Here is a 13,784-nt window from a genome sequence, read left to right as displayed (position 1 = left end):
TGGTTCTTTAGTTTGGTTGGTTTTTGTAACTTTGTTGGTTGGTTCATCGTGTTACATCCAGGTATGAGTTAGGGTCAACGAAATATCTATGACTTGGTTTAACTACCCTGGTGTTAAACCGTATTGAATCGAATAAAACTAAGCCGGATACCAGGGTAATTATTAGCAATAGAGTAGAAGCAACGGTAACAGGATTAAAACTGATTACTACCCCTTTATCCGGCTTTGATAGCTGGTATTGCAAAGGCTTTAAGTGCTGTCCTGACGTTGCTTTTAAACTGCTTATTCCCCTCCTGAATATCGCTGTTAATCTGCCTTAAACCATCTGTTAATTGTTGGGAATTTTGAGTATTGTTGGTACTAACAACTTCTCTCACTTCGCTGATCATGTTGTTTATTTTTTGCTGGCTGATAGCTGCTTTATGCTTCACAAAAGCCATGATTGCTGATTTGATAGCATCAATATCTTGATCTAAAGAATCGGTGGATTGTCCAACGTTTTCAGCTATTAAGGATATCTCCCCAACGTCTAGGACTATTCCCATACTTTGAGCAGTGGTAGATACTAATTCTGGTTTGGTGGCAGTGGTTAGGGCTGATTCTTCAGTATCTTGATCAGCTGTAATTGGGTAGGAATTATTACCCTCTATATTGTCTATACCAGTTGTATAGATATCGTCTTGATGGTTGTATACAGGTTGTATACTTGTGTCTACTTCACTAGTAAATATTTCCTGTTTTGTAGTAGTTGGTTCTAATTCGGGTTCTAAATCCTCACCAATTACTGTTAGCTGTGTGGCGTTACTAATAAAATGTTCTGTCACTTGGTTTACTTCTACATCGGTAATTTTTTCAATATCACTCACAACTTCAGTGAGACGATCCTTAATGACTCCTAGTGCAACTTTCACGCCCTTTCTAGATAGTCTGGTTTGGATACGAGTAGCTACAGTATTTAATAATTTAGTCATGTTCTTACGCTCCTATTTTGTTTAACTTGGATGATTGATCCTTAGATTTATAAATCAAAGCAGTAGCAATGATTGGGAGTATTGTTTGCTTTGAATAAACACCCTTAGACTTGAAACCACCAACTGATTTAAACCACCGTGATACTGTTCCTTGGTTAGGGTTTATTTGCAATCTTTCAATTAGTTCTAAGAACTGTTTACCAGATATTCCTAGACCTATCGCTGGCAAAAGTTCCCTACCCAAATTGGTTAATTCGTCTTTGATTTCGACATACTTTGAAAAATACCGAGGGGATACTTTTCTAAGATTGATCAAGACGCTAAAGCCGTCTTTGTCCATCGGTAATTCACAAGCATTCATGAGTTTTTTAGTCTTTGTCCAGTGACTATCACTCACTCGTTTACCTGCCAATGTTTCATAGATAATTCGAGTATTCTCCATATCTGTAGTGAGTAAATATTCTGTATCAAGTTTTTGCATATATAGCGTGGATAATTGTTCCATCAGCTATATAGAAGCTTTCCATCTTGCATATTTAGGGTGGGACTGTCTCCACTACCAGGAAATATGCGTTATTGTGTTGCCTTGACAAGCTATGTAAAATACTCACTATCCTTTGCTCACAAGACTTATAAGGATGCAGCGACATTACATAACCTGTCTCCACACTTCTATAATAGCACTATTTTTAATGCTGACAACATCTCCTGAGATTACAATTGTATGATTCTCGATTATTATTTAATTCTAGTAGTATTATTTTGGTAGATAACTTATGCAAATTATGTCAAAACGGTTTACAGTTACCCTACCAGACTCAGTATTTAAGGATTTAGAGGATATCGCTAACAAAGAAGGAAGATCAACGGCCAACCTAGCAGCGTATCTAATAGAGTCGGGTATTAGAGAAATGAAGAAAATCGAATTACAAAAACCGAGTAATTAACCCAAAGTGCGATAGCGAAGCGCTCCGTAGGAATCGCAACGCTAAGTCCGCAGGTATCGCCTACAACAGTAAACATGACAGATGACATCAAACGTTCCAAGGGTAAATTTGACCCAATTACGGAAACAAGAGATTGGTCTATAGCCGCATCTGAAGAATATTGCAAACGAATTGCTAAAAACACAGGTAGGCGACTAATCGAAATAATTGACACTCAAGAGGGTGTTTTGCCGATAGTTTGTATTTTTGAGGATATTACTTATGACTGAAACAGCAACCCAAATCCCCCTAAGTGCAGTAATGCCCATGTTTGCTGCTATTTCAGACCGTGATTGGGAACGGTTTAAAGAGCTAGAAGTAGAGTTTGCCAATAGCCACGGTATCGAAGATTGGGCAGATGTTTTTAATTTCCGCATCTTGCCAGCATTAGATAAAGAGTCAAAAAGATGGTTTTTGATTCAAAAATGTAGCAAAGGCTTTACCGTCAAGACTGTGACTGATTAAAGGTGCGATTGGGTTTGCGGTTGTTTTGCGGTCTTTTTGCATACTTGGGTGAGGCGATCGCACCAATCCCCCCGGCGTTTTTAAAAATGTCGTTGGGAGATTTTTCCGTAAAAAGTCAATCCGTAAATTTTAAAGAAGTCAACCTTATACATTTAGCCATGTTGTGATAAAGTAATTAGTTTTGCGACAAATGGGTTAAACACTCAGGTCATTTATTTCGACTTTGGTGCTACCAGTTAGTCATCCCAGTTAGTCCCGTCAATCCCACTAAATCCGGTGTCGAGCGTACACCCTATTTTTAATCTATGGGCATAGATTGAAGAATTTTATTAGTGCCAATTGCCATACAATTATCTATTTTGTACTAACACTATCGTTAGATAACGATAGTTAGAGCCATTTTTTTGCCATACAAGAAGTGCTTGACAAGTGCTTTCAAGTAGTTGACAAACAAGATTGCACACCGTCGTTTTACATTCTGGTATATGTCAGGCAGAATTCCCCTATATTCCCCTGACATCTCGATACTCACCGTGGGGAATTGTGGAAAACTAGAGTACCCAGTAAAAATGTACTTTTTTTGGGAATGAGCGATCGCAACTATAGTTTTATCTGTTAGACTGGGATCACCTTACGAGAAACTAATATGACCGAAAAACCCAAAATTCTAGTAAGAACTCGGTTAACCCCAACTGATGAGAAAAAATTCAGGGAACTGGCACAAGCCGATGGGACGACTACGTATCAACTGGTACGTAAGTTCATCCATGACTACTTAAACCAAAACTCCCAAGCTGCATAGGCAACCTGGGAGTTTTGGTTTTTATCTAGAAATTCACCCAGTCTTTTTCACTTAGCTACGTCCTGAGAAAACTATCTAAGCAAAGGACTGGACATCAATTAAGCAACTACCATGACGATATTTTCATGGGGGTTTAATATTTCCATATTAAACTACCCGGCACTTTTAGATCACTACCTCTTGAAAAATGTTTCAAGAGCTTCATACCAAGAATTTTCATATTGCCCAATAATAGCATATTTCCTCAGTATTTTTGTAACCTTCACCAAAAATATTGAGACACCATATCTCTTGCAACTACAGGAGGTGTGGGCATGATTAGACCTCTTCACAATCAAGAATTACTAAATAGTGGGATTGACCCTGGCATTATCGCTCTAAACTTCAAATCTCTAGAAGGTGACATCACACACCAATATCTATTGGAAGATGCGATCGCCAAGCTGGGGGACGGGAAACAGACACCCCATAGCAGTCAATATGTAACGTCAGAAGTAAGCAAACTATTTAAGCGATATGCTCACACCCTTAATGGTGGGTGGTGGTGTTCAGGTGTTGACCCGTTAAACAACTACTCAGAAATGGGCTGGGGATGTTTTAAACCAGATTCTCCAAGGCGTGACCATGAAACTGGGAAAATAATAAAGTATGAGCATCCCCCCGGCACTGCTACCCGTGCATTTTTCCTAGATGTTCCTGCTCATGTATGGGTACTAATTAGCGATCGCTACAACATCCCAATTGACAAATATCAATCATTTTGCCAGTGGGTTAAGGATCATCCCCAAATACCCATCACCATTACTGAGGGTGCTAAAAAAGCGGCCGCTTTACTCTCCTGTGGAATTGTAGCCATAGGCTTACCAGGAATAAACAATGGGTACTCATACGACGGTTATTATACTTTCGAGAATGGGAAAAAAGTTAAAGTTAGAACTGGCCCTAATTACCTCATTCCCGATTTAGAACACTTTGCTAATGAAGGTAGGCATTTTAATATCTGTTTTGACAATGATGAAAAGCCTAAAACAGTTGAAAATGTTAAAAACGCAATTTGTCAATACAGCTATTTATTGTCATCGAAAGGATGCACTACTAAAGTCTGTAAATGGGAATTTAAAGAAAAGGGAATTGATGACGTTTTAGTTAAGCATGGTATGGATGCTGTAATTAAAATTATTGCTAATTCCCTGACTCTTAATCAATTTTTGGTTTATAATTTTAACTGCTTAACCTACAAAGTAGCTGTTAACCTAAATCAAAAATATTTAGGGGATATTGATATTCCAGAATTGATTAAATATTTGTTGATTAAGTCACCAAAAGGAACGGGTAAAACTGAATCATTAATAAAGATTGTTGATTTGTATAACCAATTGGGAATACCCGTTATCGTGCTTACTCATAGAGTACAACTAGGAGAAGCTATTTGTAATCGGTTAGGATTACCTTTTGTGACAGAAATTAGAAACTCAGAAACAGGTGATTTACTAGGTTATGGATTATGTGCTGACAGCCTACATCCTACCAGTCAAGCGCGATTTAATGCAGATAGCTTTAAAAACTGCGTAGTAGTTGCTGATGAAATTGAACAAGTTACAGAACATCTTTTAAACTCATCTACAGAAGTCAAAAAGCATAGAACAGAAATATTTAATCAGCTAACTATCTTAGTAAAAAATGCCAGATTAATTATAGGTTTAGATGCAGATTTAACTAATGTAGCTGTTGACTTTGTAACTGAATTGGGAAATATTAAACCTATCAAATTAACTGATATTCCCTCCGGGTTTGAAGAATTATTTAACAACAGACAAACAGCTAACAGTAGTTATCTAAAACAGGAGTTAATCAGAGAATTATCTGAATACATGGGAATTTATCTTAGATATGATGAAATTGAACACATAGCAAATAAGATTAAGTTGAAAAACAACTTACAACAATCATTTGATAATGTTCAAACTGCGATAATTCATTTTTTAAATTACAAACAAACACCCCATATTATTGTTAATAATTGGAGTGAGAACCAATGGTATATTACCAACTACGACGAAAGTAATCCCACTAATTTTATAGCTGCTTTATGCAAAGCTATAGAAAATGATGAACGGGTATATATAGCAGTTGATAGTCAAAAAACAAAAGGGAAATATAGCACTAAAAATTTAGAAACTTATTTTTCTAGAAAAATGACTGCTAAATTATCAAGCTTATTTCCAGGTAAGAAAATATTAAGGATTGACAGTGAAACCATAGCAGATCCTACTCATCCTGCTTATGGTTGTATTTCAGTAATCAATGATGTTGTTAAGGATTATGATATTGTCATCACATCACCATCTGTTTCTACAGGTGTAAGTATTGATTTTAAGGGACATTTTACAAGTGTGTGGGGATGTTTTCAAGGTGTTATGACTGAAAACTCAGTCAGACAATCTTTAGCACGGGTAAGAGAAAATATCCCCCGTCATATTTGGATAGCAAAATGTGGACTAACTCAATATGGGAACGGTTCAAGCAATATCAAATCATTATTAGCAAGTAATCATAAACAATTCAATGCACATATCAACCAACTAAATTTAGCAGGAATGAGTATTGATGAAACAGAGTTAGAAACTTACTCTATATTCACTACAACCTATGCAAAAATAGCTTGTCGAGTGAATGCTGCCAAGAGTGATTACCGTAATATTATCTTGCAGAATTTAGCAGGTGAGGGGCATATTATTAATAATAAATCAGCCCAAGAGGATGATGAAACCATCAAAGCAGAAATTAAGGAAAATAGAGATATTAACTACAATCAAGAATTAGAAGATACTGAAAATGAAGATATTACTAATATGACGGATATTGATTATGAAAAGTTATCAAATCAAAAGCACAAAACTCAGCAGGAACGGCGTAAAGAACGTAAGTATAAGACTAAACAGCAATATGGAGAAGTTACTAAGGAATTGTTAGCACTAGATGATGACGGATTTTATGGCAAAATTCTACTGCATTATTATCTAACTTTGGGGCGTAATTTTGTAACTGCTAAGGATAAAAAAGCAGGTGAAAAAATCAAACAATCTAAAGCAGCTTATCAGCCCGACTTTAACAAAACTCAGTATGGATCTAAAGTTAAAATTTTAGAACATTTAGAGGTTGAGGAAATAATTACCAGTGGTGATGAATTATTTAACTCACACCCAAAAGTAAAAGCGATCGCCGATAAATTACGAGTTGATACATTTGCAACTAAAAATCATTTAGGTATAACAATTACCAACAACACAAGCGATATAACCATACTTAAACGGGTATTAAAACTTATAGGACACGATACCTCAGAAGTGAGTAGGGGTGTGATAAACCAAGAAACTGGTAAACGCGAACGGGTTTACAAAATAGTTTGTATTGGTGGTGACGACTTGCGTAATCAAATATTTGCGGGTTGGTTAGAACGGGATCTAATGTCCACAGAAAAAGTATCAAGATGTTACCAATCACCAACAGAAAATGTATCATTATGTTACCAAATGTCCGCGAGTAGTAATAATAAGATAATTAATCAACCGGACATAGATATAACGACGGACACAGAAAACCCTCCAAACACCCCACAAAATTGTTTTGTTTGGGTTGGGGAATGGGTGGGGGGTGTGGTTAGGACGGTTGAGAGACTATCCAACGGGACTTATAAAGCTGCTGTTACCCTTTGGAACGGGATGGATAGGTTTATTTGCAATGAATCTTATATTTCTATTTGTTAGTTTTAGGGTGTGGTTATAGGGTACATCCGTGATACCTGCAATTACCGTAAGAATCGAATTTAAAAACTATATGGGATTGACAGATTCGCTCGAAAAACTCATGGCAGAAAAGCAGAAACGTGATTCAGTCACCAAACTAAAAAACTCAGGTGTCAATGTCAGCGAGGATAAATCTCATCTAAAACACTTTGCTACACCAGGATTTAGTCAAGCTCAAGTCATGGCTAAAGTTGGTAAAAGTCAACTGGATGCAGCAACTATAAAAGCGATCGCTGATGGAGTCTTAGAACAAGCCCAAAAAACCAAGGATGGGGACTTTAGCAGCATTGAAGTTATCCTTCACAGTCAGATAGCTATGCTCAACTCCCTATCAACCCATTTCATGAATAAAGCTTTAGCTGGGTATGATTCTTCAGAAGTGCTGACAGCATTACCTCATATTCCTAATGAACTCGCAGAATTAAGCCTTAAGTGTCAAGCTGAAATGCGTAAATGTATCTCGTTGCTGCACGAACTGAAAAACCCCAAAAAACCCAGCCAATTCATTAAAACCTACGTAAATCAGCAGCTTAACCAGCTACAAGTAGAACAGGAACAACTTAAACAACGATTGGAGGAAGGGAACGATGCCCCGGTGGAGTTTAGAAGCCAGAGAACGTCAACGACAGCAGATCCAGAAATGGAAACCTTGGGAACACAGCACCGGAGCAAAAACCCCAGAGGGAAAGGAAAGGTCAAAAAAGAATGCTCTTAAGCATGGGTTACGTACTCAGGAGATGATTGATTTAATGCGTGGTTTAAGTCTAGAAAATTTTCTCAAAAATTTTGACTTTGATTAAAGCAAACGAACTATACAAAATCGTCCCTAGTAAAACCGAGTATTGCAACGTTGCAATTGTTGGAGAGTGCCAATGCCCAAGGGTGATAGTCTACACCTGCATTTTCTATGAGACTGTGTAGCTTGCTTGTTCAGTAGCAGTACAGCGATATCGCTATACACTACAAAAGTAGTGTATAAAATACAAAATGCTAGGTGTAATTGCTCATTTTTCAGATGTAGCCAATCCTAGCCAATCCCAGCCATTCCTAGTCAATTTACGGCTTTGTTAGTAGTACAAATCAACTAAAAAGACTTTTTTGGTTAAAAAGGTGTGACCAATCCTAGCCAATCCTAGCCAATCCTAGCCAATCCTAGCCAATCCTAGCCAATTCTGTCCTTCTACAAAAGTAGGTTTCAAAATACAAATTAATAAGTATAATTGCTTATTTTAAAAATCATGTCAAATTGTGGGCAAAATTGGGCAAAACTGGGCAAGTGTAGGCAATTTACAGACATTCTTGGTAGTACAAAACAACTATACTGAGGTTTTTGGTTGAAAATGTGTGTCCAACATTGCTCAAGTGTAGGCAAGTGTAGGCAAAGTTGGGCAAAGTTGGGCAACAGATTATTTGACCTTTTTTAGCACCTGAAAAGTACCTTGAAACCCTTGCTAGACAATGATTTGAACCATCTTAAGTAATGCTGTGATTAATCATACAAGATTACGTACTAAAATTGATTCACGGTGAGACGCAAGCCATGTTTTGTGCATGCGTTATAGTGGCGTTTATCCAAACTGCACCCACAGCGATAGCTTCCCCAAGCAAAGGTTTTGAAAAATTAAAATATATTTTCTTGGGGTAGCTTGGGGTCAAATCGCTAAACCCCTATCTATCCCCCTGTCCTGTATCCAACTCCACTACATCCCATCTCAACCCCCACTGGTTTGTACTTCAAAAGTAGTTTTATCGTAATTCATTGAGTAAGTATAATTGCTTAAAATTTAGTTTGGGTCAAAAGTGGGGACGCTGTGGGCATGAAATGGACAATTGATATGTTTTTTGCTGGTTTAAAACACTCTACACCTATTTTGATTCAAAAAATCATTGCTGAGTGAGTCACGTAATGGGGACGCAGTGGGGACGATAAATTTAGCCCATTACCTTGCGTATATCACTGTTACACAATCGTCAAACCTTGACTAGATAAAGATTTAGTCGTTATTTGGTAACTGCGTAATTAATCATACCTGATTAGGTACTGAAGCTGATTCGTGGTGAGACGCAAGCCATGTTTTGTGTATACGTTATGGTGGCGTTTAGCTATACTGCACCCCCAGCGATAGCTTCCTTTCTTCAGCTTTTGGGTAGAGTGATATTTTTTATGGTGAGACTTTTTAGCGATCGCCTTCTCTACGAGACGCTATCGCAGAATTACAAATGTCAACTGAATCCAAAAATTAAAATATTTTTTTTCTGGGTAGTTTGGGGTCAAATCCCTAAACCCCTATCTATCCCCCCTGTGTCAGAAGGCATTGGTAATTAATATTTTATTAAAGTAATGTGTGGGGAGTGCGAGATTGATAAGTCTAAATCTAAACGTTTAGATTTATCAACTTCATCTTTGGTCTATGGACAGACTTTACCCCACCAAATAAATTATTAAATTTTTCAGACTCTTTTGAGGAATTATGCTTGCTGCAATGCAACGCTGCAATAGAAAATTTTCGCTGGTGATTTATACTTATTTACTCTTATGCTAGACTGTCCACTGGACACGTCTAGTTAGTCCACTGGACAGTTAATTATGGTAGTAGAAATAGATCCGTTTCCTGTATCTGCACTACAGGATAGATACGCTATTGGTAAGCAGGCAGTTTATAACCGACTGGAAGCACTGGACATTAAACCCTTCAAGCAAGGTAATAAATCCTACATTCATGCAACTGATGTAGAACTACTAGATCAGCTGCACCAACATATTAAAGATGGGGGGAAGATGGATGATTTTCTATCCCTCAGTCCACTAGACACGATGGACACGCCCACTGGACAAGTAGATATTACCTTTAGTCCACTGGACAGAGTAGACACGTCCAGTCTGACTACTGGACAGTCAGAGACAGCAGTAGGTGAGTTGATAGCTTTGGTGGAAGCTATAGGCCGTCACCTTAAACCATCTGACCCCTTACAACATCTCAAGGCACTAGAGGAAGCTGCCAAAGCTGGCTGGATTCTTTCATCTACTGAAGTAGAAGACTTGATTGGTTGTAAACCAAAACTCAAGGAAGGGGAACAGCAGTTTGTCCGTGGTTCTTTTGGCTTTGTCAAATCTGGAAGGGTAGGGAATCAGTCAGGATGGAGAGTAGAAAGACTTGATTAGGAGGTTAAAAAACCTAATGCTGCTCTAAAAATAGCAAGGGAGTGGGTAGGGGAGAATGATTAGCAGTGGTTTGGTTGAACTAGGCGATGGCGTATCTCGGCTCAATGCCTAAGCCACCCAGTCTTTACACAACAACTCTGCTTGTTCTAAAACTGTAGAGGTAGCTTTCTCCTGTTTATCTGGGGGATAACCATACTTTTTGAGTAATCGTTTAATTGTCACTCGTAATTTAGCACGGACATTTTCTTTCACTGTCCAATCAATGGTTAGGTTAGCACGAATGGCTTTCACCAAATCACGAGCGATCGCTTTGAGGGTATCATCTCCTAAGTTGATCACGGCACTGTCATTTACCTCCAAGGCATCATAGAAAGCGGTTTCATCTTCAGTTAGCCCCAAGTCTTCACCCCGTTTTTGTGCCTCCCGCATGGCTTTTGCGAGTTCAATCAGTTCATTGATGACTTGGGCTGTTTCAATGGCACGGTTTTGATAGCGTTTGATGGTATTTTCTAACATTTCTCGGAAGGAACGAGCTAGAATTAAGTTCTTGCGAGAACTGATTTTTATGGCTTCACTAATTAATTTTTGGAGGGTTTCTAATGCCACGTTGCGATAGGGTAAACCCCGCACTTCTTCTAGAAATTCATCGGAGAGGATAGCAATATTTGGTTTATTTAATCCTGCTGATGCAAAGATATCTATTACTTGTTCACTGGCGATCGCCTTAGAAACTATCTGTCTAACTGCTGCATCTATATCTTCTGAACTTTTCCCATCAACGGTGGTATATTTCACCATTGCTGCTTTGATAGCTTGGAAAAATCCGACTTCATCCCGAATGGCGATCGCTTCATCTGTACTGCTAACTAAAGCAAAGGCTGTGGATAATTCACCTACTGCTTTAATATAACGTTGTTTCCCATCTGCTAATCCTAAGATATGATTGAGGGCAGCAGGAATGATTGATACTCTTTCTGTGGGTTTTCCTGTAAAGAATTTTTGATAGTTAAAACGGTGATACATGGCTTTGACAATTTCGTATTTCTCCTGCATCACTGCTAGGGCAATATTAGTATCAATTGCTGTTTCCCCTCTATCTCTTTCGGTATAATCTTTGAGGGCATCTTTGAGTTGTTCGGCAATACCTAAATAGTCAACTATTAACCCCCCTGGTTTATCTTTGAAGACCCGATTTACTCTGGCGATCGCTTGCATTAAATTGTGTCCCTGCATGGGTTTATCTACATATAAAGTATGCAGACTTGGGGCATCAAATCCTGTTAGCCACATATCCCGAACTATGACTAATTTAAAGGCATCATCGGCTTTTTTGAAGCGTTTAGCTAATTCTTTCCGGGCTTTTTTACTGCGGATGTGAGGCTGCATTTTGGTGTCATCAGCAGCAGAACCAGTCATGACTACTTTGATGATTCCTTGGTTATCATCTTCACTGTGCCATTCTGGTTTCAGTTGCTTGATAGCATGATACAAGTCTGCACAGATCCGGCGACTCATACACACAATCATGGCTTTACCGTCTCTCAATTCTGGTGCTGCGGTGCGATTTTCAAAATGTTCAACAATATCTTTGGCAATTTGATTAATTCTTTTTTCTGCACCAATTAATGCTTCTAATCTTGCCCATTTACTTTTGAGTTTTTCTTTAATTGTCAGTTCTTCATCTTCGGTAATTTCTTCAAAATTGGGGTCTATTTTGGGGCGTTCTGAGGGTTCTAAATCTAATTTTGCTAATCGTCCCTCATAATAAATTTTGAGTGTGGCTTCATCTTCTACTGCCCTTTGAATGTCGTAAATATCAATGTAATCTCCAAATAAGGCAGTGGTATTTTTATCGTTTTGGGCAATGGGTGTACCGGTGAATCCCACAAAAGAAGCGTGAGGTATAGCGTCTCTTAAATATTTGGCGTAACCATATTTAATATAAGCTGATTCTAAATTATTTTCTGTCTCAATATCAGGTGTATAATTATTAGTTAATTGTGAATTATTGTCTGTTTGACTATCAGAGTCTGTTTGAATATCAGATGTATAATTAGTGGATTCTAAATTATTTATTTGATTATCAGATGTATAAAGATTATCATTATTAGTTAATGTTGAATTATTTCCTGTTGGACTATCAGATTTATAAGTATTATAATTATTAGTTGATGTTGAATTATTTATTTGATTCTCAGATGTATAATTAGCTGATTCTAAATTATTTACTTGACTATCCAATTTATAAGTATTAGTTGATTCAGCTACTTTAAGTTGCGGTTTTTGGTGAGGGTTGAGATAAGAAACTTTTTTCTCAGTCTTAGCAGATTTAACTACAACTTTAGCTTTTAATCCATATTGGCTTCTGTGTGCTTCATCTGCTATTAAAACTATATTATGTCGGGGGGAAAGTTCCTCATATTCGTTACCTGTTTCTGGGGCGAATTTTTGGATGGTGGTAAATACTATTCCCCCTGCTGCTACTTGGAGTAATTCTTTTAAATGTTCCCTGTTTTCTGCTTGTACAGGATTTTGTCTTAATAAATCAATGCAGGATGAAAAGGTGGTAAAAAGTTGATCATCTAAATCATTTCTATCAGTTAAAATCACTAAGGTGGGATTTTCCATTTCTGGTTGTTGAATCAGTTTCCCACTATAAAATGCCATTGTTAAACTTTTACCACTACCTTGGGTATGCCAGACTACACCAACTTTTCTATCTCCATCTGGACGGGTGGCTTTTATAGTAGAGGTAATGGCTTTATTCACAGCATGATATTGGTGATACCCTGCCATTTTTTTGATAATTGTATCTTGGTCTACTTCAAAAACAATGAAGTATTGGATAATATCTAATATAGTAGTTTGATTAAATATGCCTTTAATAATTGTTTCTAATTCTGCTTGTCCTTGAGGAATAATATTTTTACCGTCAATAGTACGCCAAGGCATAAACCGTTCCCAGTCTGCGGTTAATGTGCCGACTCTGGCTTTAATACCATCTGATATGACGAGAATTTCGTTATAGGGAAATAAGCAGGAGATATCGTTTTTATAGGTTTGTAGTTGGTTGAATGCACCTTTAATTGTAGCGTTTTCATCTGTGGCGTTTTTGAGTTCAATTACGGCGATGGGTAAGCCGTTGATGAAGATAACTACATCAGGAATCCGGGCGGTTTTACCTGTTTCTTTGACGCGAAATTGATTAACTACTAACCAATCGTTATTATCAATTTTATCAAAATCAATTAGTTGGACTTTTTTGTATTGAGTTTCTCCATGTTGTTGATATTCTACATCTACTCCATCTGTTAAGTATTGATGAAAGCGGCGATTGTTTTCATAAAGTATTGGGGTTTCGGTGCGGGTGATTTTTTTGATTGCGTCTTGGATGGCGTGAAAGGGAATATGGGGGTTGATGGTTTGTAAGGCATTTTGTAAGCGGTTTATGAGGATAACTTCGTTATATTCTTTGCGTTCTGTTTGGGGGGTATCAGGGGCAATTTCTGCACCATTTAAAGTGGTGTATCCGAGTTCTGATAGCCAGTCAAGGGTGGCTTGTTCAATAATTGATTCGGTGAATTTTTCCAT

The 13,784-nt window shown here is 37.7% G+C and carries 10 protein-coding genes; 7 read left to right on the top strand and 3 right to left on the bottom strand.

From position 1 onward, the window contains the following. Positions 1 to 215: 215 nt before the first annotated feature. Positions 216 to 971, bottom strand: coding sequence for a hypothetical protein (locus tag A9Y75_RS25490; protein ID WP_071192648.1), 756 nt, complete (start codon positions 969 to 971; stop codon positions 216 to 218). A gap of 4 nt (positions 972 to 975) precedes the next feature. Continuing rightward, positions 976 to 1,452 (bottom strand): hypothetical protein, encoded by a 477-nt coding sequence (locus A9Y75_RS25485; RefSeq protein ID WP_236721533.1) that lies wholly within the window; start codon positions 1,450 to 1,452, stop codon positions 976 to 978. 295 nt (positions 1,453 to 1,747) lie between these two features. On the opposite strand from A9Y75_RS25485, the gene A9Y75_RS27050 reads away from it, so the two are divergent. From A9Y75_RS27050 to A9Y75_RS25455, 7 genes are all read left to right on the top strand, one after another. After that, positions 1,748 to 1,918 (top strand): hypothetical protein, encoded by a 171-nt coding sequence (locus tag A9Y75_RS27050; RefSeq protein WP_236721534.1) that lies wholly within the window; start codon positions 1,748 to 1,750, stop codon positions 1,916 to 1,918. 74 nt (positions 1,919 to 1,992) lie between these two features. After that, entirely contained in the window at positions 1,993 to 2,187 is a 195-nt protein-coding gene (locus A9Y75_RS25480; protein ID WP_071192646.1) for a hypothetical protein, read from the top strand. Continuing rightward, a complete protein-coding gene (locus tag A9Y75_RS25475) occupies positions 2,180 to 2,422 on the top strand; it encodes a hypothetical protein (RefSeq protein ID WP_071192645.1) in 243 nt (80 codons plus the stop codon). The genes A9Y75_RS25480 and A9Y75_RS25475 overlap by 8 nt, the downstream gene beginning before the upstream one ends. A gap of 646 nt (positions 2,423 to 3,068) precedes the next feature. After that, on the top strand, positions 3,069 to 3,224 hold the full coding sequence (locus A9Y75_RS28910; protein ID WP_177176296.1) for a hypothetical protein: 156 nt from the start codon (positions 3,069 to 3,071) through the stop codon (positions 3,222 to 3,224). Positions 3,225 to 3,538: 314 nt separating this feature from the next. Further along, positions 3,539 to 6,991 carry a plasmid replication protein, CyRepA1 family gene (locus A9Y75_RS25470; RefSeq protein ID WP_071192643.1) on the top strand — a complete coding sequence of 1,151 codons (3,453 nt, stop codon included), beginning with the start codon at positions 3,539 to 3,541 and terminating at the stop codon, positions 6,989 to 6,991. A 70-nt stretch (positions 6,992 to 7,061) separates the two neighbouring features. Continuing rightward, positions 7,062 to 7,745: a hypothetical protein gene (locus A9Y75_RS25465; RefSeq protein ID WP_071192641.1), complete on the top strand. Its 684-nt coding sequence runs from the start codon at positions 7,062 to 7,064 to the stop codon at positions 7,743 to 7,745. 1,872 nt (positions 7,746 to 9,617) lie between these two features. Next, complete coding sequence (locus A9Y75_RS25455) at positions 9,618 to 10,193, top strand: hypothetical protein (RefSeq protein WP_071192637.1); 576 nt, start codon at positions 9,618 to 9,620, stop codon at positions 10,191 to 10,193. 108 nt (positions 10,194 to 10,301) lie between these two features. Here the strand turns inward: A9Y75_RS25455 and A9Y75_RS29955 are convergent, their stop codons facing one another. Further along, the gene (locus A9Y75_RS29955; protein ID WP_236721532.1) at positions 10,302 to 13,784 is read right to left on the bottom strand and encodes a type I restriction endonuclease subunit R; all 3,483 of its coding nucleotides are present in this window, start codon (positions 13,782 to 13,784) and stop codon (positions 10,302 to 10,304) included.

Source organism: Trichormus sp. NMC-1 (assembly GCF_001858025.1).
Classification (GTDB): Bacteria; Cyanobacteriota; Cyanobacteriia; order Cyanobacteriales; family Nostocaceae; genus Anabaena.
The sequence above is the reverse complement of the archived record's forward strand: the minus strand, read 5'-3'. Positions and strand labels throughout refer to the sequence as shown.

Coding starts and splice junctions, on each gene's coding strand:
- A9Y75_RS25490 (WP_071192648.1), bottom strand. CDS start 971: ATGACTAAATTATTAAATACTGTAGCTACTCGTATCCAAACCAGACTA.
- A9Y75_RS25485 (WP_236721533.1), bottom strand. CDS start 1,452: ATGCAAAAACTTGATACAGAATATTTACTCACTACAGATATGGAGAAT.
- A9Y75_RS27050 (WP_236721534.1), top strand. CDS start 1,748: ATGCAAATTATGTCAAAACGGTTTACAGTTACCCTACCAGACTCAGTA.
- A9Y75_RS25480 (WP_071192646.1), top strand. CDS start 1,993: ATGACAGATGACATCAAACGTTCCAAGGGTAAATTTGACCCAATTACG.
- A9Y75_RS25475 (WP_071192645.1), top strand. CDS start 2,180: ATGACTGAAACAGCAACCCAAATCCCCCTAAGTGCAGTAATGCCCATG.
- A9Y75_RS28910 (WP_177176296.1), top strand. CDS start 3,069: ATGACCGAAAAACCCAAAATTCTAGTAAGAACTCGGTTAACCCCAACT.
- A9Y75_RS25470 (WP_071192643.1), top strand. CDS start 3,539: ATGATTAGACCTCTTCACAATCAAGAATTACTAAATAGTGGGATTGAC.
- A9Y75_RS25465 (WP_071192641.1), top strand. CDS start 7,062: ATGGGATTGACAGATTCGCTCGAAAAACTCATGGCAGAAAAGCAGAAA.
- A9Y75_RS25455 (WP_071192637.1), top strand. CDS start 9,618: ATGGTAGTAGAAATAGATCCGTTTCCTGTATCTGCACTACAGGATAGA.
- A9Y75_RS29955 (WP_236721532.1), bottom strand. CDS start 13,784: ATGGAAAAATTCACCGAATCAATTATTGAACAAGCCACCCTTGACTGG.